General features: G+C 74.7%; 22 protein-coding genes. 14 read left to right on the top strand and 8 right to left on the bottom strand.

Going from position 1 to position 23,780, the window contains the following annotated elements; genetic code table 11:
- Window positions 1–3 precede the first annotated feature (3 nt).
- Window positions 4–258 carry a DUF3311 domain-containing protein gene (locus SM611_RS35085; RefSeq protein ID WP_371954675.1) on the bottom strand — a complete coding sequence of 85 codons (255 nt, stop codon included), beginning with the start codon at window positions 256–258 and terminating at the stop codon, window positions 4–6.
- A gap of 475 nt (window positions 259–733) precedes the next feature.
- On the opposite strand from SM611_RS35085, the gene SM611_RS35080 reads away from it, so the two are divergent.
- The 4 genes from SM611_RS35080 (at window position 734) to SM611_RS35065 (ending at window position 4,780) form a co-directional block, all read left to right on the top strand.
- Window positions 734–2,902 carry an anthranilate synthase component I gene (locus tag SM611_RS35080; protein WP_371954674.1) on the top strand — a complete coding sequence of 723 codons (2,169 nt, stop codon included), beginning with the start codon at window positions 734–736 and terminating at the stop codon, window positions 2,900–2,902.
- Window positions 2,903–3,163: 261 nt separating this feature from the next.
- Entirely contained in the window at window positions 3,164–3,310 is a 147-nt protein-coding gene (locus SM611_RS35075; protein WP_165959128.1) for a GPGG-motif small membrane protein, read from the top strand.
- 71 nt (window positions 3,311–3,381) lie between these two features.
- Window positions 3,382–4,299: an SDR family oxidoreductase gene (locus SM611_RS35070; protein WP_371954672.1), complete on the top strand. Its 918-nt coding sequence runs from the start codon at window positions 3,382–3,384 to the stop codon at window positions 4,297–4,299.
- 76 nt (window positions 4,300–4,375) lie between these two features.
- A complete protein-coding gene (locus SM611_RS35065; RefSeq protein WP_371954671.1) occupies window positions 4,376–4,780 on the top strand; it encodes a ChaB family protein in 405 nt (134 codons plus the stop codon).
- Window positions 4,781–4,817: 37 nt separating this feature from the next.
- On the opposite strand, the gene SM611_RS35060 is transcribed toward SM611_RS35065, so the two are convergent.
- Window positions 4,818–5,792, bottom strand: a complete 975-nt coding sequence (locus SM611_RS35060) for a helix-turn-helix transcriptional regulator (RefSeq protein ID WP_371954670.1) — start codon at window positions 5,790–5,792, stop codon at window positions 4,818–4,820.
- Window positions 5,793–5,902: 110 nt separating this feature from the next.
- Between SM611_RS35060 and add the strand changes: the two genes are divergently transcribed.
- The 3 genes from add to SM611_RS35045 all read left to right on the top strand — a co-directional run bounded on the left by add (window position 5,903) and on the right by SM611_RS35045 (window position 8,736).
- The gene (add, locus tag SM611_RS35055; protein WP_371954669.1) at window positions 5,903–6,928 is read left to right on the top strand and encodes an adenosine deaminase; all 1,026 of its coding nucleotides are present in this window, start codon (window positions 5,903–5,905) and stop codon (window positions 6,926–6,928) included.
- Between the two features lie 224 nt (window positions 6,929–7,152).
- Window positions 7,153–7,950 (top strand): FAD-dependent thymidylate synthase, encoded by a 798-nt coding sequence (gene thyX, locus SM611_RS35050; RefSeq protein WP_371954668.1) that lies wholly within the window; start codon window positions 7,153–7,155, stop codon window positions 7,948–7,950.
- Between the two features lie 63 nt (window positions 7,951–8,013).
- Window positions 8,014–8,736: a dienelactone hydrolase family protein gene (locus SM611_RS35045; protein WP_371954667.1), complete on the top strand. Its 723-nt coding sequence runs from the start codon at window positions 8,014–8,016 to the stop codon at window positions 8,734–8,736.
- 33 nt (window positions 8,737–8,769) lie between these two features.
- Here the strand turns inward: SM611_RS35045 and SM611_RS35040 are convergent, their stop codons facing one another.
- Complete coding sequence (locus SM611_RS35040; RefSeq protein ID WP_371954666.1) at window positions 8,770–9,174, bottom strand: PaaI family thioesterase; 405 nt, start codon at window positions 9,172–9,174, stop codon at window positions 8,770–8,772.
- Window positions 9,175–9,284: 110 nt separating this feature from the next.
- On the opposite strand from SM611_RS35040, the gene SM611_RS35035 reads away from it, so the two are divergent.
- Complete coding sequence (locus SM611_RS35035; RefSeq protein WP_371954665.1) at window positions 9,285–10,085, top strand: helix-turn-helix domain-containing protein; 801 nt, start codon at window positions 9,285–9,287, stop codon at window positions 10,083–10,085.
- Here the strand turns inward: SM611_RS35035 and SM611_RS35030 are convergent.
- On the bottom strand, window positions 10,000–11,202 hold the full coding sequence (locus tag SM611_RS35030) for a globin domain-containing protein (RefSeq protein ID WP_371954663.1): 1,203 nt from the start codon (window positions 11,200–11,202) through the stop codon (window positions 10,000–10,002). The two genes, SM611_RS35035 and SM611_RS35030, sit on opposite strands and share 86 nt — an antisense overlap.
- A 539-nt stretch (window positions 11,203–11,741) precedes the next feature.
- Between SM611_RS35030 and SM611_RS35025 the strand changes: the two genes are divergently transcribed.
- The 4 genes from SM611_RS35025 to SM611_RS35010 are packed head-to-tail and all read left to right on the top strand — an operon-like array spanning window position 11,742 to window position 14,823.
- On the top strand, window positions 11,742–12,491 hold the full coding sequence (locus SM611_RS35025) for a gamma-glutamyl-gamma-aminobutyrate hydrolase family protein (protein WP_371954661.1): 750 nt from the start codon (window positions 11,742–11,744) through the stop codon (window positions 12,489–12,491).
- A 50-nt stretch (window positions 12,492–12,541) separates the two neighbouring features.
- Entirely contained in the window at window positions 12,542–13,549 is a 1,008-nt protein-coding gene (locus SM611_RS35020) for an alpha/beta hydrolase (protein ID WP_371954659.1), read from the top strand.
- Window positions 13,522–14,310 (top strand): enoyl-CoA hydratase/isomerase family protein, encoded by a 789-nt coding sequence (locus SM611_RS35015; RefSeq protein ID WP_371954657.1) that lies wholly within the window; start codon window positions 13,522–13,524, stop codon window positions 14,308–14,310. The genes SM611_RS35020 and SM611_RS35015 overlap by 28 nt, the downstream gene beginning before the upstream one ends.
- A 39-nt stretch (window positions 14,311–14,349) precedes the next feature.
- A complete protein-coding gene (locus tag SM611_RS35010) occupies window positions 14,350–14,823 on the top strand; it encodes a class I adenylate-forming enzyme family protein (RefSeq protein WP_371954655.1) in 474 nt (157 codons plus the stop codon).
- Here SM611_RS35010 and SM611_RS35005 read toward each other — a convergent pair.
- Window positions 14,820–16,001 (bottom strand): acyl-CoA dehydrogenase family protein, encoded by a 1,182-nt coding sequence (locus tag SM611_RS35005; RefSeq protein ID WP_371954653.1) that lies wholly within the window; start codon window positions 15,999–16,001, stop codon window positions 14,820–14,822. The two genes, SM611_RS35010 and SM611_RS35005, sit on opposite strands and share 4 nt — an antisense overlap.
- A 148-nt stretch (window positions 16,002–16,149) precedes the next feature.
- Between SM611_RS35005 and SM611_RS35000 the strand changes: the two genes are divergently transcribed.
- On the top strand, window positions 16,150–17,583 hold the full coding sequence (locus SM611_RS35000; RefSeq protein ID WP_371954651.1) for an aldehyde dehydrogenase family protein: 1,434 nt from the start codon (window positions 16,150–16,152) through the stop codon (window positions 17,581–17,583).
- Between the two features lie 28 nt (window positions 17,584–17,611).
- Here the strand turns inward: SM611_RS35000 and SM611_RS34995 are convergent, their stop codons facing one another.
- A complete protein-coding gene (locus SM611_RS34995) occupies window positions 17,612–18,220 on the bottom strand; it encodes a TetR/AcrR family transcriptional regulator (RefSeq protein WP_371954649.1) in 609 nt (202 codons plus the stop codon).
- Window positions 18,221–18,283: 63 nt separating this feature from the next.
- The gene (locus tag SM611_RS34990) at window positions 18,284–19,519 is read right to left on the bottom strand and encodes an ROK family transcriptional regulator (protein WP_371954647.1); all 1,236 of its coding nucleotides are present in this window, start codon (window positions 19,517–19,519) and stop codon (window positions 18,284–18,286) included.
- Window positions 19,520–19,757: 238 nt separating this feature from the next.
- Here SM611_RS34990 and SM611_RS34985 point away from each other — a divergent pair, with 238 nt between their 5' ends.
- Window positions 19,758–22,970 (top strand): acetyl-CoA carboxylase family protein, encoded by a 3,213-nt coding sequence (locus SM611_RS34985; protein ID WP_371954645.1) that lies wholly within the window; start codon window positions 19,758–19,760, stop codon window positions 22,968–22,970.
- Here the strand turns inward: SM611_RS34985 and SM611_RS34980 are convergent.
- A complete protein-coding gene (locus SM611_RS34980; RefSeq protein ID WP_371954643.1) occupies window positions 22,903–23,733 on the bottom strand; it encodes an ATP-binding cassette domain-containing protein in 831 nt (276 codons plus the stop codon). The two genes, SM611_RS34985 and SM611_RS34980, sit on opposite strands and share 68 nt — an antisense overlap.
- Window positions 23,734–23,780 lie beyond the last annotated feature (47 nt).

The raw sequence follows: 23,780 nt of genomic DNA, 5'->3' as shown, positions 1-23,780 counted from the left end.
GGCTCAGCCCCGCTTCTTCGTGAGCTGGTAGACGACGACCGTGCAGCCGACGCCGAGCGGGATGAACGCGAGCTGGATCCAGTAGAAGGCGGGGAAGCCGGCGAGGCGGGGGTCGTCGCTGTTGAACAGGAACGTCAGCAGCGGGACCACGACGGGGATGAGCAGCAGCCAGTTCCAGGCGCTGCGGTCGGAGCGGGCGGCGGGCGGCGGGTCCGCCGGAGCCGGCCCGTTCGGGATGTCGGGAGTGTCGGGAGTCAAGGGGAGTCCTCCTCGTCGTGCGTCGCGCGCACGGCCCGCCCGGATCGCGAGACGGGTGCCGTGCCCGGTGGTGCAGCCGGGCGAGAGTACACGTGTGATGATCACAATGTGATCTCGGTCACGGCACGACTTGGGTGGATCGTTCCATCTGGAAGACGGGCAGGTCAGGACATGTCCGACGGGACGTCAGGGCGCGGTCAGGGGGTGCCCGGCCGGTCCGGTGGGCGGCGGTCTCCGCCTCCGGCGGGACGTCGACGGCGATGCGGTCCACCGGCCCGGCGGCCGGCACGGCTCGCCCCGCGCGGGCGGCTTCCTCCGTGGTAGCCTCGCCGCATGCGAACCGCAGCCTTCAGGTGGTGGTGGCGCCGCTGAGGCGGCGCCGGTTCGTGCATGCTCAGACCAGGCGACCGCCCTCACCGGCGGTCGTCTTTTCGCGTGCGCCGTCCGGTGGGGGCCCGATAGAGGGGCCACCGCGGTGGAGACCGTCCCACAGCAGCCGCTGACCAGCGAGTTCGTCACGGCCGGAGGCGTACGGGTGACCCGTGCCGCCGTCCCGGTCGACTCCGAGCGCAAGTCCGATGTGCTGAACACCCTCGTCGCCGCCGTGGGCGAGCGGCGCGGCGGCGTGCTCAGCTCCGGCATGGAGTATCCGGGCCGCTACAGCCGCTGGCACATGGCCTACGTCGACCCCTGCCTGGAGATCGTCGCGCGCGGCCGGGCGGTGGCGGTGCGCGCCCTGAACGACCGCGGCCGGGTCGTGCTGCCCGCCGTGGCCGCCGTGCTGCGCGGCACCGGCGAGGTCCGGGCGGACGAGGACTCCCTGTTCGAGGTCTTCGTCCCGCCGGGGGAGGAGTTCTTCGCCGAGGAGGAGCGCAGCCGCCAGCCGACCGTCTTCACCGCCCTGCGCGCCGTCGTCGCGCTGTTCGGCTGCGACGACCCGCACCTCGGCCTGTACGGGGCGTTCGGCTACGACCTGTCGCTGCAGTTCGAGCCGCTGCGGACGCGGCTGGAGCGGCCGGCCGAGCAGCGCGACCTCGTCCTGCACCTGGCCGACGAGATGGTCGTCGTGGACCGCAAGCGCGAGACCTCGCACCGCATCTCCTACGACTTCGCGACCGCCGCGGGGAGCACCGCCGGGCTGCCGCGCGGCACGGAGCCGACGCCGATCCCGGCGCGGGCGGCCGAGCTTCCGGCGCAGCCCGTACCCGGCGTGTACGCGCAGATGGTGCGGGACGCCAAGGAGAAGTTCGTCCGGGGCGACCTGTTCGAGGTCACGCCGGGCCACGCGATGTACGGGCGGTGCGACTCGCCCGCCGCCTTCTTCGAGCGGCTGCGGGAGACCAACCCGGCCCCGTACGAGTTCCTGTTCAACCTGGGCGACGGCGAGTACCTGGTCGGCGCGTCGCCCGAGATGTTCGTCCGGGTCTCCGGCGACCGCGTCGAGACGTGCCCGATCGCCGGGACGATCAGGCGCGGCGGCGACGCGCTGGAGGACGCCGAGCAGATCCGCACGATCCTGTCCTCGGCGAAGGACGAGTCCGAGCTGACCATGTGCACCGACGTGGACCGCAACGACAAGTCGCGGATCTGCGTGCCCGGCAGCGTGCGCGTCCTCGGCCGTCGGCAGATCGAGCTGTACTCCCGGCTGATCCACACCGTCGACCACATCGAGGGCCGGCTGCGTCCCGGCTTCGACGCGCTGGACGCGTTCCTCACGCACATGTGGGCGGTCACGGTCACCGGAGCGCCGAAGGCGTGGGCGATGCAGTTCATCGAGGACCACGAGGACTCGCCGCGCCGCTGGTACGGCGGCGCCGTCGGCTGCGTCGGCTTCGACGGCTCGATGAACACCGGCCTCACGCTGCGGACCGCGCAGATCCGCGACGGGGTCGCGACCGTCCGGGCCGGGGCGACGCTGCTCTACGACTCCGACCCCGACGAGGAGGAGCGCGAGACGCACCTCAAGGCCAGCGCCCTGCTGGGCGCGCTGGCCGCGTCCCAGAAGAGCGCCGTGACGGCGGCGACGCGGGAGGCGCCGCTGCCCGCGCTGCCGGGGGACGGCCTGAAGGTGCTGCTCGTCGACCACGAGGACTCGTTCGTCAACACGCTCGCCGACTACTTCCGCCAGCACGGCGCCGCCGTGGTCACGCTGCGGCACGGCTTCCCGGCGCGGATGCTGGACGAGCACGCCCCCGACCTGGTCGTGCTGTCGCCCGGCCCCGGCCGCCCGGAGGACTTCGACACCCGCGCGCTGCTGGACGCCCTCGACGCCCGCGGCCTCCCGGTGTTCGGCGTCTGCCTCGGCCTGCAGGCGATGGTGGAGCACGCCGGCGGCGAGCTGGCGCTGCTGCCCGAGCCGTCCCACGGCAAGCCCGGCCGGGTGAAGGTGACCGGGGGCGGGCTGTTCGAGGGGCTGCCGGACGAGTTCACGGCCGCCCGCTACCACTCGCTGCACGCCACGCCGGACCGGGTGAAGGGGTTCCAGGTGACGGCGCTGACCGGGGACGTCGTGATGGCGATCGAGGACCCGGAGCGGCGGCGCTGGGCGGTGCAGTTCCATCCGGAGTCGATCCTCACCGCGGCGGGCGGCGCCGGGCACCGGATCGTCGCCAACGCGCTGCGGTTGAGCCGTTCGCACGGCTGAACCGTTCCAGAAGCGGAGCGGTTCTGGTACCGGAGCACGAGGGACGGACGCGCGGAACCGGTCCTGGAGACCGATGCCGCGGCGGGGAGCGCGGCGGAAGACTGGGACGCGGCCACACCGCGCCGTGCTTCCGCGACGCGGGTGACCGCCGTTATCCCCGGCGGGGAAGGGGGCCGCCCCTTCCCCGCCCATAATGAATAATTCGGACATCCGTAATGAGATTGCGGTTTCTTGGCGTTCTGCTGGGGGACGCCGGGTGCCATGATGACAATCCTGTGGCTCATCGCCGTGATCCTGGTGATCGCCGGAATCTACGTGATCCTCGCCCGGCGCGACCTGCTCTGGGGCATCGTCCTGATCGTCGTCGGCCTGCTCGTCGGCCCCGGCGGCGTGAGCATATTCACCTGACCCATCCGACCGTGCGGCGGGAACGGAAACCCTGACGCGGGCTGTCAGGTTTCGGTGCCAGCATCGTTCCCATGAGCCGTGCACTGACTGATAAGACCGCACTGGTGGCGGGCGGCACTCGCGGCGCGGGCCGCGGCATCGCCGCCGAACTCGGCGCCGCCGGCGCGACCGTGTACGTGACGGGACGGTCCACCCGGTCCGAGCGATCGGAGATGGGCCGTCCCGAGACGATCGAGGACACCGCGGACCTGGTGACCGCCGCGGGCGGCGAGGGCATCGCCGTCCGCGTCGACCACCTCGACCCCGGCCAGGTCGCCGCGCTCGTCCGCCGCATCGACGGCGAGCGCGGCCGGCTGGACGTCCTCGTCAACGACATCTGGGGATCGGACCACCTCTTCGGCTTCGGGCGGCCGCTCTGGGAGCAGTCGCTCGACGACGGGCTCCGCATGTTCCGGCTGGCCCTCGACACCCACGCCATCACCAGCCACCACGCCCTGCCGCTGCTGATCCGCGAGCCGGGCGGGCTCGTCGTGGAGATGACCGACGGGACCGCCGAGTACAACGCCAGGTACCGCAAGGAGTGCGGCTACTTCTACGACATCGTGAAGACCGCCGTCATCCGGATGGCGCTCGCCCAGTCCGAGGAGATCGCACCCTTCGGCGCGACCGCGGTGGCGCTCACGCCGGGATGGCTGCGCTCGGAGGCGATGCTGGAGCACTTCGGCGTCACCGAGGCCACCTGGCGGGACGGGGCCGCGAAGGACCCGCACTTCGCCATGGCCGAGTCGCCCGCCTTCGTCGGCCGCGCCGTCGCGGCCCTCGCCGCCGACCCGGACCGGGCCCGCTGGAACGGCCGGGCCCTCTCCAGCGGCGGGCTCGCCCAGGTCTACGGCTTCACCGACACCGACGGGAGCCGCCCCGACATGTGGCGCTACCTCGACGAGGTCGTCGACGCGGGCCGCCCCGCCGACACCGCCGGCTACCGGTAGGACCCCCCGCCGGGGAGCCGGTTTGAGCGGGCGCCGGCCGGTTATCGCCTCCCCAGAGGCGAAAGGAGGAACGGCCATGCCGATGACGAACAAGAGCGGCAAGCCGATCAAGGACGAGCTCCCCGGCACCATCCAGCGCTCCCCGGCGGAGGCGCAGGGGACCTTCGCCAAGGCGCACGACTCCGCGGTCGAGACCTACGGCGAGGGCGAGCGCGCTCACCGCACCGCGTACTCGGCGCTGAAGCACACGTTCGAGAAGCGCGGCGACCGGTGGGTGCCCAAGGGACGCAAGGGCCCGTCGGACCCGCGGGCCAAGAACCCCGACGCCCGCAAGGGGAAGGGCAAGAGCTTCGGCGGCGTGGACGTCGAGCGCAGCAGCAAGAAGGACCTCTACGACCGCGCCGCCGGCCTCGACGTCCAGGGCCGCTCGAAGATGAGCAAGGAGGAGCTCGCCGAGGCGATCGCCCGCAAGCAGGACTAGGGCGCCGGCGTGCCCCCGGCGGACGCGCCGGGCGCGCTCAGCGCGGCGGGCCGTACAGGTCCGCCATCCGCGCGGCGCTCTCCGCCATCCGCGCCCGCAGCTCCGGCGGGGCGAGGACCTCGGCCTCCGCGCCGAGCCGCATCAGCTCCGACGCCGCGACGGCCACCGACTCGACCGGCAGCGTGGTCACCACCCAGCCCCGCTCGTCGGGCTCCCCGGCCTCCCGCACCGCCCGCCGGGCCGCGTGCGGCTCGACCGCGTACCGCAGCAGCCGCAGCCCGGCGGGGGAGAGCCGCACGGTGGCCTCCTCGCGCAGCATCGAGCGCACGAAGTCCGCCGCCCCCTCGTGCCAGTGCGCGGCGAGGTCGAAATCCTCATCCCGGTCGAAGACGCCGCCGTCCGGCCGGACGGCGGCGATCCGGTCCACCCGGTAGGTGCGGAAGCCCTCCCCGACGCGCGCGACCAGGTACCAGACGCCGTTCTTCAGGACGAGCGCGTACGGCTCCGCCGTCCGCGTGACCTCGGCGTCCCTGCGGCGGTACCGCAGCTCGACGGTCTCGTCCTGCCACACCGCGCGGGCCAGGTCCCGCAGCGGCGGCGGCGGCCCGCTCTCACCGAACCAGCCGGGCGCGTCCAGCAGGAAGCGGCGGCTCGCCCGCGCGGGCGCGTCCCGCAGCGCGGCGGGCAGCGCCGCGAGGACCTTCAGCTCGGCCGCGGCCAGCGCTCCGGCGCGCCCCATGTCCGCGGCCGGGCCGGGCAGCCCGGACAGGAACAGCGCCTCCGCCTCCTCGCGGGTGAGCCCGGTCAGCCGCGTCCGGTACCCGCCGACGAGCCGGTACCCGCCGCCGCGCCCCTGGTCGGCGTAGACCGGGACCCCGGCCGCCGACAGCGCCTCCATGTCCCGGTACACCGTGCGCTCCGAGACCTCCAGCTCACGCGCCAGCTCACCCGCCGTCATCGCCTCCCGCGATTGCAGGAGCAGCACCATGGAGATCAGCCGAGCCGCGCGCACAAGCCCTGTCTATCAGGGGCGGCGTCTCTGCCGGCAATTCTTACTTTCTTGTGGCAGGTTCGATGTCTTTGCCTGTCATCGCGAGGGCGGGTGCTGTTAGCTTCACGGGCGTGTCCACCGAAACCATGTCGATCCAGGCGTTCATCGACGCCCTCCCGAAGGTCGAGCTGCACGTCCACCTCGTCGGCTCCGCCTCCGTCCCCACGGTGCTCGAACTCGCCCGCCGCCACCCGGGCGGGCCCGTTCCCGTGGACGAGCGCGAGCTGCGCGCCTTCTACGAGTTCCGCGACTTCCCGCACTTCGCCGAGGTGTACGAGTCGGTGTCCGGTCTCGTCCGGACGCCCGAGGACGTCGGCACGCTCGTCTTCGGCGTCGCCCGCGACCTGGCCGCGCAGAACGTCCGGTACGTCGAGCTGACCATCACCCCGTTCACCCACCAGCGGGCCGGGATGCCCATGCCCGCGATCACCGAGGCGCTGGACCACGCCGTGCGCGAGGCCCGCGACCGGCTCGGCATCCGCGTCGCCTACATCTTCGACATCCCCGGCGAGTTCGGTGCCGAGGGCGCCCGGGGCACCGTCGAGCACGCGCTCTCCCACCCGCCGGAGGCGCTCGTCGGGTTCGGGATCGGCGGCATCGAGCAGGTGCGGCCGCCGCACCGGGACGCGTTCCGCGACGCGTTCGCCGCCGCCCGCGCCGCCGGGCTGCGCAGCCTCCCGCACGCGGGCGAGATGACCGGGCCGGAGACGATCTGGGAGGCCATCGAGGGCCTCGGCGCCGAGCGCATCGGGCACGGCACCAGCTGCCTGGACGACCCGCGCCTCGTCGCCCACCTGCGCGACACGCGGCTGCCCCTGGAGGTGTGCCCGACGTCCAACGTGTGCACCGGCCAGGTCGCCTCGCTCCGCGAGCACCCCCTGCCGCGGATGCTGGAGGAGGGCCTGTTCGTCACGCTCAACAGCGACGACCCGCCGATGTTCGGCACGACCCTGACCGGCGAGTACCGCGTCGCCGCCGAGGTGTTCGGGCTGGACCGCGCGGGCCTGGCCGCGCTGGCCCGCAACGCAGTGAACGCCTCCAGCCTGGACGGGCCGGGCCGCGAGGCGATCCTCGGCGACATCGACGCCCTCCTCTGACCGCGATCGGCCGGCGCTCGCGGCGTCAGCCCCAGGCCATGCGCCGCCACGGGCTGGCGGGGTCCTCGGCGAGGACGCGGTGGCCGGCGAGGGAGCGCTCGTACCACTCGCCGAGCTCCCGGACGGGTCCTGAAGATCATGAAGGGGGCCGCGCCCAGGTCGCGGGTGTCGTGGCCAGGTGGTTTCCTAGGGGCGTCGGAATCGACCCGTAGGGGGATACGAGAGTGAAGAGCGTCGAGCCCGAGGTGTTCCTCGTCGCAAGGCCCGAACTGGACTACGACGAGGTCGCCCGGTACCTGCGGGACGTGGGCGGGGAGAGCTGGCTGGAGCGGCTCGACCGCGGCGACCTCGACGACGAGCTGAACGACCCGCAGAACCTCGCCGAGTTCGCGGGCAGGCTCTGCTACCGCTCCTGGGAGCCGGGGCTCAACCCCAACGTGACCAAGATCCGCACCGACTCGGGCCAGTACCTGCAGAACATCCTGCGCAGCCTGCACGGCTCGGTGCTGGAGCACGTCAGCTTCAGCTTCGTGCTGCACAACGTGAGCCGCGTGCTGACCCACGAGCTCGTCCGGCACCGTCCCGGCGTGGCCATCTCGCAGGAGTCGCTGCGCTTCGTCCGGCTCCAGGACATCCCGTTCTGGTTCCCCGAGTGGGCCCGCGAGGACGCCGAGCTGATGAAGCGCGCCACCGCGATGCTGGAGCAGATGGAGGAGTTCCAGGGCTGGATGGCGGCCCACTTCGGCCTCGACGACGAGGGCGTGCCGTTCAAGGAGAAGAAGCACAAGACCTCGTTCATGCGCCGGTTCGCGCCCGAGGGCGTCGGCACCGGCCTGGTGTGGACGGCCAACGTCCGCACCCTGCGCCACACCCTGGAGAACCGCACCGCGCCGGGCGCCGAGGAGGAGATCCGCCTGCTGTTCGGCAAGATCGGCGAGGTGATGCGGAGGGAGGCGCCCGACCTGTTCGGCGACTACGTCGTCGAGGACGGCACGTGGATCCCGGAGTGGCGCAAGGTCTGATTCCGCCCGTACCGCGGATTGGGTCTGTACGTACGGTGTATGCCTGCGGGATCATCCGACGCTATGCCTGACATCACGATTCCCGCGGGCGCGCGGGAGCTGCCGGGGTACCTCGCCGTCCCGGAGGGGGAGGGGCCCTGGCCGGGCGTCGTCATCGTCTTCGAGGCGATGGGCGCGAACGCGGACATGCGCGCCCAGGCCGACCGGTTCGCCGCCCAGGGCTACCTGGCCGTCCTGCCGGACCTCTACGGCGGGGCCCCGTGGGTGCGGTGCGTCACCAAGGCGATGCGCGACATGCGCGCCCAGCGCGGCCCGACCTACGACCACATCGAGGCCACGCGCGCGTGGCTCGCGGACCGCGGCGACTGCACGGGCGACGTGGGCGTCTGCGGGTTCTGCATGGGCGGCGGGTTCGCGCTGGTCGCGGCGGCGAAGTACGACTTCAAGGCGGCCGCGTCCAACTACGGGATCCTGCCGCGCCGGCCGGCGGAGTCGCTGCGCGGCGCGTGCCCGATCGTCGCCAGCTACGGCGCGGCGGACCCGACGCTGCGCGGTGCGGCGGCGAAGCTGGAGCGCGCGCTCACGGCCGCCGGTGTCGAGCACGACGTGAAGGAGTACCCGGCGACGGGCCACAGCTTCCTGACGGAGTTCGCCCCGCCGGCCCCGCTCGGCCCGGTCGCGAAGATCGTTTTCGGTCTCGGCAGGGGCCGCGAGAACGCCGCCGACGGCTGGGACCGCATCTTCGCCTTCTTCGGCGAGTACCTCGCTAAGAAATCTACAACGTAAAGGCGCCGGGCCGGATCACGAGCGCAGGCCGGATCACGAGCGCAGGACCGCCTGGGTCTGGGTCACCTGGGCCGCGCGGCGCCCGCCGTCGTCGTAGAGGTCGGTCTGGACGACGATCGACGTGCGGCCGGCGTGCAGCGGGCGCGCGACGCCCCGGACGCTCCCCTCCCGGACGCCGCGGAAGAAGTTGGTCTTGGACTCCAAGGTCGTCGTGGACGCGCCCGGCGGCAGGTTGAGGAACGCGCAGGCGGCGCCGAGGGTGTCGGCGAGGGCCATGAGGGCGCCGCCGTGCATGACGCCGCCGGCGGTGCAGCGGTCCTCGGCCCAGTCCAGCCGGCCGGTGACCTCGTCCGGGCCGGCGGTGTCGATGCGCACGCCGAGCGCGCGGGCGAACGGCATGGCGTCGGTCAGCTGGTCGGGGGTGAACCCGGCGGTCATGGAGCCTCCTCGGTGCGCGTCTCCGGCCCACCCTCGCGGCCGGCCCTCGCGGAGTCCATTACCCGGGACGTAATCGCGGGCGTGATCGGCGGGCGGGTAGCGTCCGGAGGGTGACGACGGCGTTGAGCGATGTGCGGCCCATCGGGGACCAGCTGCGGGCCTGGCGGCAGCGGCGCAGGCTGAGCCAGCTGGAGCTGGCCTCGGAGGCGGACGTGTCGACCAGGCACCTGAGCTTCGTGGAGACGGGGCGCTCCTCACCGAGCCGGGAGATGGTGCTGCGGCTCGCGGAGCACCTGGACGTCCCGCTCCGCGACCGCAACCTGCTGCTGGTGGCGGCCGGGTACGCGCCGGTGTTCGACGAGACGCCGATCGAGGAGCCGAAGATGGACGCGGTCCGGGCGGCGCTGAAGCAGGTGCTGGCCGGGCACGAGCCGTACCCGGCGGTGGTCGTGGACCGGTTCTGGAACCTCATCGACGCCAACGCCGCCGCCGCGTTCTTCATGGAGGGCGCCCCGGCGGAGCTGCTGGAGCCCCCGCTGAACGTGCTGCGGCTCAGCATGCACCCCGACGGGATGGCGAAGAACATCCTGAACCTGGCCGAGTGGCGCGCCCACATGATCGACCGGGTGCGGCGGCACGTCGCGCTGACCGCCGACGCCGCGCTCACCCAGCTCTACCAGGAGCTGCGGAGCTTCCCCGGGGACGTGGGGGAGGCGATGGCGCCGCCCGCGGAGCACGACGTCTTCATCCCGCTGCGGATGCGGGTGGACGGCCGGGAGCTGTCCTTCTTCAGCACGATCGCGACGTTCGGGACGCCCGTCGACATCACGGTCGCGGAACTGGCGATCGAGTCGTTCTACCCGGCGGACACGAAGACGACGGAGTTCCTGCGGGAGCGCGCCGGCTGGTGACCGGGTCGTCGGCCGCGAGCAGGTCGTGGTGGATCCGCTGCAGCGGCGTGCCGAGCCGCTGCAGCGCGGAGACCGTCCCGCGGACCAGCGGGGCGGGCCCGGCGATGTAGGCGGTGAGGTCGCCGGCGTCGTCCAGGAGGCGGGGCAGGAGGTCGGGCACGCGGCCCCTCAGCGCGCTGCCGCCCGGTGCCCGCGACAGGACGGGGACGACCCGCAGCCGCGGGCAGGCCGATTCCAGCCGGCGCAGGGCGGGCAGGTCGTAGAGGCCGTCCGCGGTGCGGGCCGCGACCAGGAGGCGGATGCCGCGCCCGGAGCCGGCGGCCGCCTCGGCCAGGGCCTTCATGGGGGCGAGCCCGGTGCCGCCGCCGACGAGGAGGACGTCGGGTCCGGGGCCCGGGGCGAGGGTCATCGCGCCCTCGGCGGGGCCGAGCAGCATGGTGTCGCCGGGGGCGGTGAACCGCACCAGCGCGCCGCTGACCCAGCCGCCGGGACGGGCCCGGACGTGCAGGCGCAGCGTCCCGTCCGGCCGGGGCGCGTTCGCGATCGAGTAGCGGCGCCACATCCGGGGCCAGCGGGCGGTCTGCACGCTGAGGTGCTGCCCGGCGCTGAAGGGCAGCGGCCGCTCGGGGCGCAGGGTGACGACCGCGAGGTCGGGGGCGCGGCGGTCGTGCGCGGTGACCTCGGCGGCCCACCACGGCGGGGCCTGCGCGGCGTCCCGCTCGGCGGCGCCGATCATGGTGTCGGCGGCGTGCCGGTACGCGGCGGTCCAGGCGTCCTCGGTCTCGGCGGACCACGCGTCGGCGGCGAAGACGCGCAGCGTGGCGGTCAGCGCGGCGCCGACGGCGGCGTAGTGCTCGGGCCGCACGCCGTACTTGCGGTGGCCGCGGCCGAGCCGGCCGAGGTGGCCGGCGAGCTCACCGGGGTTGTCCTGGTGGCACACGATCCGCAGGAGCGCGTGGAAGAAGCGGTCGTGCTGGTGGCCCATCGCGGGCGGGAAGAGGGCGCGCAGCTGCGGCTCGGCCGCGAAGAGGCGGGCGTAGAAGTAGCCCGTGGCGCCCGCCGGGTCGGCCTCGAGCCGGGCGAAGCACTCCTTGATGGTGCGGGGTTCCGGTGACATGTCGCAGCTCGCTCCCGGCCCTCTCCCCTGGGCCTGCGGGGCCCGGCACCGACGGTCGCGGCGGATCGCTGCCCGGCTTTGTGAGATTCTCTCGTCCGGTGCGGGGAGCCCTCAAGCGGGCCGCCGCGGACGATCGCCGTCCCCTGCGCTGAGTGATCGGCCGAGGATGCTCCGTCACCGGACGATCATCGAAAAGAGAACACATACTGATCAGTACCGATCGGATGGGGCGGGGTGGCCGCCGCCGAGCGGATCGGGCGCGGGGGAGGAAACCGCTCCCGGGTAGAAGATTCCGGATTTCTCCACCGTGGACGCCGGTAGCCCCCGCAAGCCCCGCCCCCGCCCGCCGCGGCGGCGGCGATCTGGCCGCTTCGGACTGCGAGGATCCGTCACGTACGGCAAGCTGGCCGGGAGAGAGGCCGGGGGCGGGACGGCGCGAGGGGGCGGGTGAGCCACCATGAGGTGCAGCCGGACCAGGCGATTCACCCGAAGCGGACGCCGTCCTGTGGCCAGTGCTCAGCAGAGGGGGAGACACGCATATGTCCGAGGCCGTCCGCGGGGCTCCCGGCCCCGCCGCCGATGCCGGCGCACCGCCGCTCATCGGCATCACGACCTACCAGGAGCCCGCGCGGTGGGGCGTCTGGGTGCGCGAGGCCGCGCTCCTGCCCGCGCCGTACGCGCGCTCGGTCGAGCGGGCCGGCGGCGTCCCGGTGCTGCTGCCGCCCGCCGCGAGCCTGCGCGGGGTCGACGCCCTGGTCGCGCGGCTCGACGGCATCGTGCTGGCCGGCGGCGGCGACGTCGGCCCCGACCTGTACGGCGCCGCCCGGCATCCCGAGACCGGGCCGCCGCAGCCGCAGCGCGACCGGTTCGAGCTGGCGCTGGCCCGCGCGATCGTGGCGGCGGACCTGCCGTTCCTGGCGATCTGCCGGGGCATGCAGGTGCTGAACGTCGCGCGCGGCGGCGCCCTCATCCAGCACCTGCCGGAGGCCGTGGGCCACCGGGGGCACGCGCCGGAGACCGGCATCGTCGGCTCGCATCCCGTTCGGATCGGCGCCACGAGCCTGGTCGGCAAGATCCTGGGCGACTCGGCGGACGTCCCGACCTACCACCACCAGGCGGTCGGCCGGCTCGGCAAGGGCCTGACGGCCGTGGCCTGGGCCGAGGACCAGGTCGTCGAGGCCGTCGAGCTGCAGGGGCACCGCTTCGGCCTCGCCGTCCAGTGGCACCCCGAGGAGGGCGACGACAGGCGCCTGTTCGAGGCGCTGGTGGCGGAGGCCGCCGGCCGCTGAACGGGATTGACGCTGCGGATCGGGGGAAGTCGATCCGGTACACCCGCGACATGTCCGGAGGCCGCCGCATGCCCGTCCACCCGCAGACCGAGAGCTTCCTGGAGCTGCTCGCCAGCTGGACGGCCCCGCCGCCCGGCGCGGACGGCCCGGCCGAGCCCACCATCGCGGAGATGCGGGAGCGGATCGGCGCGGCGTTCCCGGTCGTGCGGCGGGAGCTCCCGCAGGTGCGCGACACGCTGGTGCGCGGCCCCGGCGGCCCGGTGCCGGTGCGGCTGTACCGCCCGGCGCCGCCGGAGAGGGGGCCGCTGCCCGCGGTCGTCTACCTGCACGGCGGCGGCTGGGTGCTCGGCGGCGTCGACAACGTGGACGCCGCGTGCCGCGACCTCGCGTCCGCCGCCGGATGCGTCGTCCTCAACGTCGGGTACCGGCTGGCCCCCGAGCACCCGTTCCCCGCGGCCGTGGACGACGCGTGGGCCGTCGTCGCGTCCGCGGCGCGGGAGCCGGACCGGTACGGCGCCGTCCCGGGCGCGGTGGCGGTGGCGGGCGACAGCGCCGGCGGCAACATCGCCGCGGCCGTCGCGCTGCTGGCCCGCGACCGCGGGCTGCCGCTCGCCCACCAGCTGCTGGTCTACCCGGTGACCGACACCGCGATGGACACCCCGAGCTGGCGCGAGTACGGGACCGGATACGGGCTGGACGCGGGCACGCTCGCCCGGTTCATGGACCTGTACCGGGGCGGCGCCGACCCGTCCGACTTCCGGCTGGCCCCGCTGCGCGCCCCCGACCTCGCGGGCGCCGCTCCCACCACCGTGATCACCGCCGAGTACGACATCCTGCGCGACGAGGCCGAGGCGTACGCGCGCCGGCTCGCCGCCGCCGGGGTGCCGGTCGAGCTGCGCCGCTACGACGGCGTGGTGCACTCCTTCTTCCTGCTGCCCGAGATCTTCGACGCCGGTGCCGAGGCGATGGCGTTCGCTGTGCGACGATTGCGCGCGGCTTTCGAAGATCGCGAGTGGGAGGACGAGGCCATATGCGGTACGACGCGTACGAGCGGCTGAGGATCGACTGGGCGGCGGACGGGGTGCTGCGGGTCACCATCAGCACGCCGGGCAAGCTCAACGCGGTCGACGCGGTCGGGCACGGGGAGCTGGCGGAGATCTGGCGGGACGCCGACGCCGACGACGCCGTCCGCGCGATCGTGGTGCGCGGCGAGGGGACGGCGTTCTCCGCCGGCGGCGACATGGCCATGATCGAGGAGATGATGGCCGACCACTCCGCGCGCCGCCGGATCATGCGCGAGGCCCGCGACATCGTGATGAACGTGCTGAACTGCTCGAAGCCGGTGGTCAGCGCCGTGCAGGGCCCGGCGGTCGGGGCGGGCCTCGCGGTGGCGCTGCTGGCCGACATCTCCGTCGCCGGCCGCACCGCGAAGATCATCGACGGGCATGTGCGGCTGGGCGTGGCGGCGGGCGACCACGCGGCGATCGTGTGGCCGCTGCTGTGCGGGCTGGCGAAGGCCAAGTACTACCTGCTGCTCAACGACGTGCTGACCGGCGAGGAGGCCGAGCGGATCGGCCTGGTCTCGCTGTGCGTGGACGACGCGGAGGTGCACGACCGCGCCCTGGAGATCGCCGGGCGGCTCGCCGCCGGTCCCGCCGAGGCGCTGTCGCTCACCAAGCACGCGCTGAACAACTGGCTGCGGCTCGCCGGGCCGACGTTCGACGCGTCCCTGGCCATGGAGTTCTTCGGTTTCACCGGTCCGGACGTGCGGGAGGGCGTCGCCGCGATCCGGGAGAAGCGCGCGCCCGAGTTCGGGTAGGCGCGCGGTGCTGCTCGGTGATCTCGCCCACCGGGCGAGGTGGGCGAGCTGCTGCTGCGCGGCGCCAGCGTCATGGCCGGATACGCCGCAGTCCCCGACCCCGTCCAGGACGGCCCTCTGCGCACCGGCGACCTCGTTCGGCTCGACGCCGAGGGCCGCCTCTACTTCGTCGACCGGGCCAAGGACATGGTCAAGAGCGGCGGCGAGAACGTCTACTGCGCCGAGGTGGAGCGGGTCCTCGCCGAGCACCCCGGCGTCCGGGACGCCGCGGTGATCGGCGTCCCGGACCGGCGCTGGGGCGAGGCGGTCAAGGCCCTGGTCGTGACCCGCGGGGAGACCACGCCCGCCGAGCTGGACGCGCACTGCCGGGCCCGGCTCGGCGCGTTCAAGCGGCCCCGCTGGTACGAGGTGGTCGAGGCGATCCCGCGCAACCACTCGGGCAAGGTCCTCAAGCGCGAGCTGCGCGCGGCGCACGATCCGGGCACGGCCGTCCGCCTCCCGGAGGGCGGCTAGTACGACTTGGGCAGGCCCAGCTCGTGCTGCGCGATGTGCGCCAGCACGAGCTCCTCCGCGACCGGGATGTTCTTGGCGATGCGGGCGTCGCGGAACATCCGGGCGATCGGGTACTCCATCGAGTACGCCATGCCGCCGTAGGTCTGGAACGTGCGGTCGGCCGCCTGCCACGCCGCGTCCGCCGCGGTGAGCTTGGCGATGTTGGCCTCCGAGCCGCACGGGCGGCCCCGGTCCCACAGCCAGGCGGCCTTGTAGGTCATCAGCCGCGCCAGCTCCAGCTGCGCCTTGGCCTTGGCGAGCGGGAACGCGATCGCCTGGTTCGCCCCGATCGGCTTGCCGAACGGCGCCCGGTCGTTGGCGTACTCGCAGGCGAGCCTCAGCACGAGCCCGCCCGAGCCGACGCCGCCGGCCGCCGCGAGGATGCGCTCGGGATTGAGGATGTCCCACATGACGAGGAACCCCTGGTCGGGCTCGCCGAGGACGCGCTCGACCGGCACGCGCACGTCGTCCAGGAACACCATGCTGGACGCGACGGTGTTGGTGCCGAGCTTGGGGATCGGCCGGTACGTGAGCGTCCCGTCGGCGACGGCCTGCTTGACGTCCACCAGCAGGACGGTGAACCCGGACGTGCGGGGACGCGCCTCGGAGGCCGGGATCGTCCGGGTGACGAGGACGAGGAAGTCGGCCCGCTCCACGCCGGAGATCCAGATCTTCTGGCCGCTGACCACGAAGTGGTCGCCGTCGAGCCGCGCCTGGGTGGAGATGTTGATGGCGTTGCTGCCCGCGTCCGGCTCGGTGATCGCGAAGCAGGTCTCGATCTCCCCGGAGGCGATCTTCGGCAGGAACTCGCGCTTCTGCTCCGCGGTCCCGTGCCGGTTGATCGTGAGCGCGCCGAACGCCGGCGTCAGCAGGTACATGAACGACGCGGCGCCGCCCGCGCCGCCCTCGGCCAGCGCCTCCAGGGCGACCGCCAGCTCCAGCAGCCCCTGGCCCCCGCCGCCGTACTCCTCCGGGATCGCCAGGGCGTGCCAGCCGCCCCGCACCAGCTCCCGCCAGACCTCCTCCGGCCACCGCTTCTCCGCGTCGCACCGGCTCCAGTACTCCTGGTCGTACTTCCCGGCGATCGCCAGCACGCCCTCGCGCACCGCGGCCGCGCTCTCCGGCAGGTCGAAGTCCACCGCGCCTCCCTCATCTCGCGTCCGCACCACGGTAGCCGATTTCAGTAAGTGGTCACTGACGCGGGGTGGCCGGTCGCCGGGCGCGGTCATTGAAGGCCGCCTCACCGGGTAGGCGACCGAACGGAGCACGACACGGGAGGAGGCAGCCATGCGGCCGCGCGACAGGTGGATGCTGGCCGGCGGACGGTGGAGCCAGGGTACCGGGGAGGACGTCTTCGCGGTGACCGACCCGGCCACCGGCGAGCCGCTGGGGGTGGTGGCCGCGTCCACGCCGGCGGACGTCGGCACGGCCGTGGCCGCGGCCTGCGACGCCGCCCCCGGCTGGGCGGCCACCGCGCCCGCCGCCCGGGGCGCGGCCCTGCACGCCGCCGCGCGCGCCGCCGAGGAGCGCATGGACGAGCTGGCCGCGCTGGTGACCGCCGAGATGGGCAAGCCGTCCGGCGACGCGCTCTCCGGCGTCGAGGCCGGGATCGCCACGCTGCGCCAGTACGCCGAGCTGGGCCCGCTGCACGGCGGGCGCAGCCTGCAGGGCGGCTGGGACGCCGCCGACTTCACGGTCCGCGAGCCGCGCGGCGTCGTCGCCGTGATCACCCCGTGGAACGACCCGGTCGCCATCGCCTGCGGCCTGCTCGGCGCCGCCCTGGCCACCGGCAACACCGTCGTGCACAAGCCGTCCGAGCGGACCCCGCACACCGGCGCGATGCTCGCCGAGCTGCTCGCCGGCAGCCTGCCCGACGGCGTCCTGAACATGGTCACCGGCGACGGCGAGACGGGAGAGGCCCTGGCCGGCCACGCGGACGTGGACGTCGTCGCGCACGTCGGCTCGACCTGCGCCGGGCGCCGCGTCGCCGAGCTGGCCCTGCGCACGGGCGCCAAGACCCTGCTGGAGAACGGCGGCTGCGACCCCCTGGTCGTGGACGCCGGCGTCGATCCGTCCTGGGCCGCCGGGCAGGCCGCCCTCGGGTGCTTCGCCAACGCCGGCCAGATCTGCACCTCCGTCGAACGCGTCTACGTCCACGAGGCCGTGTCCGAGGCGTTCCTCGAAGCGCTCGCCGAGCGTGCCCGCACCCTGCGGATGGGGCCGGGCGCCGACATGTCGACCGAACTCGGGCCGCTCGTCGACGAGCGGCACCGCACCCACGTCCACCAGCACGTCGAGAAGGCGATCGCGGACGGCGCCCGCGCCCTGACCGGCGCGGAGATCCCCGGCGGCCCCGGCTCGTTCTACCCGGCGACCGTCCTCGCCGGCTGCGCCGACCACATGCCGATCATGTCGGAGGAGGTGTTCGGGCCGGTCGCGCCGGTCCGCACCGTGGCGTCGTTCGACCAGGCCCTGGACGCCGCGCGCCGCTCCCGCTACGGTCTCGCCGCGACCGTCCTCACCCGCGACATGGCGCACGCGCGGGCGGCCTGGCGCACCCTCGCCGCGGGCACCGTGAAGATCAACGCGGTGTTCGGCGGCGCCCCCGGCGGCGCCGCCACGCCCCGCCGCGCCAGCGGGCACGGCTTCGGCTACGGCCCCGAGCTGCTGGACGAGATGACGGCCGTGAAGGCCGTGCACATCCAGACCGTCATCCCCTGACCGTCGGCGTCAGCAGCCGCGAGGCGGGTCACAGGCCAGCGCGGGGGCGGGCGTCCGGGCCGGCGGCCTTCGCGGGGACGGCGAGGTAGCGGGTCACCAGGCGGGCGACGAAGTGCGCGAACGTCTCCGGCGGGCCGGACGGCAGCATGAGGTGGCTCATCGTCAGCCGGACCGCGGCGTCGGCGACCTCGGTGAGCGCGTCGCGGTCCAGGTGCGGCCAGTGCCGCAGCGCGTGCTCGGCGATGCGGGCGCTGGCGGTGAACAGCACCGGCTCGGCCTGCGTGGTGAGCAGCGGGAGCATCTCGTCGCCGCCCGCGCCGGTCAGCACCGCCTTCTTCAGCTGGTCGTCCGCGGATGTCTCCAGCGTGTACGTCACCGCGGCGACGACCGCCGAGTACACGTCGTCGTGCTCGGACAGCGCCGTGTCGATGCCGTCGAGGTAGCGCTCGTTGTCGCGGACCACGACCGCCTGGGCCAGGCCCCACTTGTCGCCGAACTCGTTGTAGACGGTCTGCCGGCTCACCCCGGCGGCCTCCGCGACGTCGCGCATGCGGACGGCGCGGTAGCCGCGCTCCACGAGCAGCTCCGCGGCCGCGTCGAGCAGGGACTCGCGCACGGGACGTCCGGCGGTGGCCATGTGTCGTCGTTCCTCCGGGTCTGGTCGGGCCCCCATTATCGCCCGCGATCCGGGGCGCGGCCATCACGCGGCCGGTCCGCCGCCGTCGAGGAGGTGCGCGAGCGGGAGGGTCGCCGCGCCGACGGCGGCGGCCTCCGGGCCGAGGCGGCACAGCTCGACGGAGGTCCGCGCGAACGGCCGCCGCAGCGCGTACGCGGCGGCGGCGTCCACGATCCGGTCCAGCATCCGGCCGCCGATCAGCAGCCCCGCCCAGCCGCCGATGACGACCTTCTCGGGGCTGAACAGGTTGACCAGGTCGGCGATGCCGGCGCCGAGGTACTCGGCGGTCTCCTCGCGCAGCTCCGCCGCCGCCCGGGACGGGTCGGCGAGCAGCCCGGCGAGGGCCGCCTCCTCGCCGGTCCCGGCCGGTCCGCCCGCCGCCCGGTAGCGCTCCAGCAGCGCCGCGGCGCCCACGTAGGACTCCAGGCAGCCGCGCGACCCGCAGCGGCAGCGCGCGCCGCCGACCCGGGAGGTGGTGTGCCCCCACTCGCCGGCGCCGCCGGCTGCGCCCCGGTACGGCGAGCCGTCGATCACCACGGCGGCGCCGACGCCGGACCCGATGAGGGCGACGACGGCGCTGCGGTGCCCGCGCCCCGCGCCGAACCACATCTCGGCCTGCCCGAGCGCCGCGGCGCCGTTGTCGACGAACAGCGGCAGCGCGGTGCCCTCCCGCAGCATCCGCTCCAGCGGGACGGCGTCCCAGCCGATGGTCTGGCAGTGCACGACCGCCCCGGGGCCCCGCCCGGTCGCGCCGTGCCCGTCGGCGCCGTGCTCGACGATGCCGTGCTCGACGATGCCGGGGACGCCCACGCCGACGCCGATGACGGACGCCGGGTCGACCGAGGCGCCCTCGACGACCGCGGACAGCCCGTCCAGGACGTGCCGGACGACCGCGCGCTCGTCGCGGCCGCCGTCCGCGAGCGGGTGGTCGGCCTTGGCGAGCTGGGTCAGCCCCAGGTCGAACAGCTCGACCACGACCCGCGTCTCGCCGACGTCCACCCCGATGAGGTGCCCGTAGCCGGCCGCCGTCTTCAGCAGCACCCGCGGGCGGCCCCCGTCGGACTCCACGCTGCCCGCCTCGACGACGAGCCCGGCCTCGATCAGCTCGGTGACGACGTTGCTGACGGAGGCGGGGCTGAGGCCGGTCTCCCGGGCCAGGTCCTGGCGGCTGAGCGGGCCGTCGAAGTACAGCCGCCGCAGCAGCACCGACCGGTTGGCGCGGCGCAGGTCGCGCACGGTCCGCCGGCGCCGTTCCGCCATCGGGCCCCCTTCCCCCTCGGCCGGCGTCCGGCCGCGCCCCCCGCGATCCCCTCGTCAAGCGTCTCGGCCGACCATCATCTCACCCCTTAGATCACGCCGTGAAATAAGGGTCCCGTCGGCTCTGGATCCCGGGGCCGTCCCGGATCGCCCGCACCCGCCGGGACCTCCCGGCGGGCGCGCGGCGGCCGGGACCTAGAGTGAGGGCCCATCGGCGGACCCGAGGGCGAGGAGGGCCGGGGTGGGCGGGATCCTGGTGGCCAACCGGGGAGAGATCGCGCTGCGGATCGTGCGGGCCGCGGCCGAGCTGGGGCTGCGGACGGTCGCCGTCCGCACCCGCGACGACGCGGCCTCGGCGCACACCCGGCGCGCCGACGAGGTGCGCGACCTGCCCGGCGAGGGCGTCGCCGGCTACCTGGACGCGGACGCGCTGCTCTCCGCCGCGAAGGACGCCGGCGCCACCGCCGTCCACCCCGGCTACGGCTTCCTGAGCGAGAACGCGGACTTCGCCGCGCGCTGCGCCGCCGCCGGGCTGACGTTCATCGGCCCGCGCCCCGATCTGCTGGAGCTGTTCGGCGACAAGGCGCGGTCGCGGGAACTGGCGCGCGAGGCGGGCGTGCCCGTCATGCCCGGGACGGCCGGCGCGGTGAGCCTCGCCGGCGCCGAGGCGTTCGCGCGCGAGCACGGCCCCGTGATGCTGAAGGCCGTCGCGGGCGGCGGCGGGCGCGGCATGCGCGTCGTCGCCGGCCCGGACGAGATGGCCGCCGCCTACGAGCGGTGCCGGTCGGAGGCGCTCGCCTCCTTCGGCCGGGGCGACCTGTACGCCGAGAGGTACGTGCCGCGCGCCCGCCACATCGAGGTGCAGGTCGCCGGGGACGGGACCGGCGCGGTCACCCACCTGTGGGAGCGCGACTGCAGCGTCCAGCGGCGCCACCAGAAGCTGATCGAGATCGCGCCCGCGCCCGCCCTGCCCGCCGGCGTCCGCGACGCGCTGCTGGAGGCCGCGCTGCGCATGGCCGCCCGCGTCCGCTACGACGGCCTCGGCACGTTCGAGTTCCTCGTCGCGGGCGCCGAGTCCTGGTTCCTGGAGGCCAACCCCCGGCTCCAGGTCGAGCACACCGTGACCGAGGAGATCACGGGCGTCGACCTGGTGAAGACCCAGATCAGGCTCGCGCTGGGGGAGGACCTCGCGGGCGCGGGCCTCGCCGGGCCGCCGAACGCGGCGGGCTGCGCCGTCCAGGTGCGCGTCAACACCGAGACGATCGACGCGGACGGCGCGCCCCGCCCGAGGGCCGGGACGCTGACGGCCTTCGCGCCGCCGTCCGGCCCCGGCGTCCGCGTCGACACCTACGGGTACGCCGGATACCGCACCAGCCTGCGCTACGACCCGCTGCTCGCCAAGGTCGTCGCCCGCGCGGAGGACCTGCCGTCCGCCGCCGCCCGGGCGCACGGCGCGCTCGGCGAGTTCGAGATCGCGGGCGTGGCCACCAGCATCCCGCTGCTCCAGGGCGTCCTGCGGCACCCGGACTTCACCTCCGGCGGCGCGGACACCTCCTTCATCGCCGACCACCTGCCCGAACTGCTGGAGAGCGAGCACCGGCGCTACTACCCCGGGACCGCGCACGAGCCCGAGCCGGAGGCCGTCGCCGTGCCGGACGCGCCGCCGGGCGCGGTCGCCGTCCCCGCGCCCATGCAGGGCACGGTCGTCAGCGTCGAGGCGGCCGAGGGGGACCTGGTGAGGGCCGGCGCGCCGGTGCTGATCCTCGAGGCGATGAAGATGGAGCACGTCGTCCGGGCGGGCGAGGCGGGCGTCGTGCGGGCCCTGGCCGCCGCGCCCGGGGACACCGTCGCCGAGGGCGCGCCGCTGATGTTCGTCGAGCCCGCCGACGCCGGCGGCGACCACGCGGCCGAGGAGGACGAGGCCGACCTCGACGCGATCCGCGCCGACCTCGCCGAGACGCTGCGGCGGCACGAGATCGGGCTCGACGCGGCCCGTCCCGAGGCCGTCGCGAAGCGGCGCGCGCGCGGCCACCGCACCGCCCGCGAGAACATCGGCGACCTGTGCGACCCCGGCACGTTCGTCGAGTACGGCGCCCTCGCCATCGCGGCGCAGCGGCAGCGGCGGTCCGTGGAGGACCTCATCGAGCGCACCCCGGCCGACGGCATGGTCTGCGGCATCGGGGACGTGAACGGCGCGAAGGCCGTCGTCATGTCCTACGACTACATGGTCCTCGCGGGGACGCAGGGCCACCAGAACCACCGCAAGACCGACCGGATGCTCGACATCGCCCACCGCCGCCGCCTCCCTCTCGTCCTGTTCGCCGAGGGCGGCGGGGGACGGCCCGGCGACACCGACACCTCCTCCGTCTCCGGCCTGGACGTGACGACCTTCCACGCCATGGGCCGGCTCAGCGGCGTCGTCCCGTCCGTCGGCATCGCGTCGGGGCGCTGCTTCGCGGGGAACGCGGCCCTGCTCGGCTGCTGCGACGTCATCATCGCCACCCGCGACGCCAACATCGGGATGGGCGGCCCCGCCATGATCGAGGGCGGCGGCCTCGGCGTGTTCGCCCCCGAGGAGATCGGCCCGATCGGCGACCAGGAGCCCAACGGCGTCGTCGACATCGTCGTGGACGACGAGGCGGAGGCCGTCGGCGCCGCCCGCCGCTACCTGTCCTACTTCCAGGGCCCGCGGGACGAGTGGGAGTGCGACGACCAGCGCGTCCTGCGGCACGTCGTCCCGGAGAACCGGATGCGGGCCTACGACGTCCGCCGCGCCGTCGCCCACCTCGCCGACACCGGGTCGGTGCTGGAACTGCGCCGCGCGTTCGGGATCGGAATCATCACCGCGCTGGTGCGGATCGAGGGCCGCCCGATGGGCCTCATCGCCAGCAACCCGGCGCACCTCGGCGGCGCCGTCGACCGCGACGCCGCCGACAAGGCCGCGCGGTTCCTGCAGCTGTGCGACGCCCACGGGCTGCCCGTCGTGTCCCTGTGCGACACCCCCGGGTTCATGGTCGGCCCGGACGCCGAGCGCACCGCGACCGTCCGGCACTTCAGCCGGCTGTTCGTCATCGGCGCCAACCTCCGCGTCCCGATCGTCACGATCGTGCTGCGCAAGGGCTACGGGCTCGGCGCGCAGGCGATGGCGGGCGGCGGGTTCAAGGCGCCGCTCGCGACCGTCGCCTGGCCGACCGGCGAGATCGGCGGCATGGGGCTGGAGGGCGCCGTCCGGCTGGGGTTCCGCAAGGAGCTGGAGGCCGCCGAGGACCCGCGGGCCCTGTTCGAGCAGATGGTCGCCGCCGCCTACGAGTACGGCAAGGCCCTGCACGCGGCGACGGTGTTCGAGTTGGACGACGTCATCGACCCCGCGGACACGCGCCGCTGGGTCACCGCGGTGCTCGCCGGCGCCCCGCCCGCCGAGGACCGTCCCCGGCCGTGGATCGACACGTGGTGACGCCGAGGTAGGCGTCCCGGACCAGGGGATCGGCGCGGACCTCGGCGGGCGCCCCGGCCGCGATCACCCGGCCGCCGTCCAGGACGTGCAGGACGTCGCAGACGCCGAGCACCGGCTCCAGCTCCCGCTCGGCCACCAGCACCGCCAGGCCCTCGGCGGCCAGGTCGCGCAGCAGCACCTCCAGGGCGCGCGCGTACCGGACGGGCAGGCCCGCCCACGGCTCGTCCAGCAGCAGCACGGCCGGCTCGGCGGTGAGGGCCCGCGCCAGTCCGGCCAGCAGCGCGATGCCGGGCGGCGCGCCGCGCGCAGGCCGTTCCGCGTGCTCCTCGATGCCGACGCGGGCGAGGATCTCGTCGGCGCGGGCGCCCGCGTCCCGCCGGCCGTCGAGGCGGCGCCGCCACCGGTCGCGCGCCGCCCGCCCCTCGTACTCCCGCGTCATCGCGTGCCGGGCGGCGGCGGCCCGCACGGTCTCCCGGACGGTGCGGGAGCCGGCCGCCGCCGGGGACGTGCGGGCGATGCCGCGCCGCGCCCGCTCCCGCGCGGGCCTGCCGGTCAGGTCGGCGTCGTCCAGGCGGACCGTGCCCGCCGCCGGGCGGCGCAGCCCGGCGATCACGTCGCACAGCGTCGTCTTGCCCGCGCCGTCCGGGCCGACGAGGCCGGTCACGGTGCCGGGAGGCGCGGTGAGCCCGGCGCCGTCCACGGCCGTCAGCCGGCCGAACCGGACCGTCACGTCGCGGACCTCGAGACCTGCTGGAGGAGGCATGCCGTGCGCACCTCGCGGCTCACTGTGATGTGGATCACTGGGGGATC

This window comes from Actinomadura monticuli (assembly GCF_041463655.1).
Classification (GTDB): domain Bacteria; phylum Actinomycetota; class Actinomycetes; order Streptosporangiales; family Streptosporangiaceae; genus Spirillospora; species Spirillospora monticuli.
This window is presented reverse-complemented; position numbering and strand designations above follow the sequence as displayed.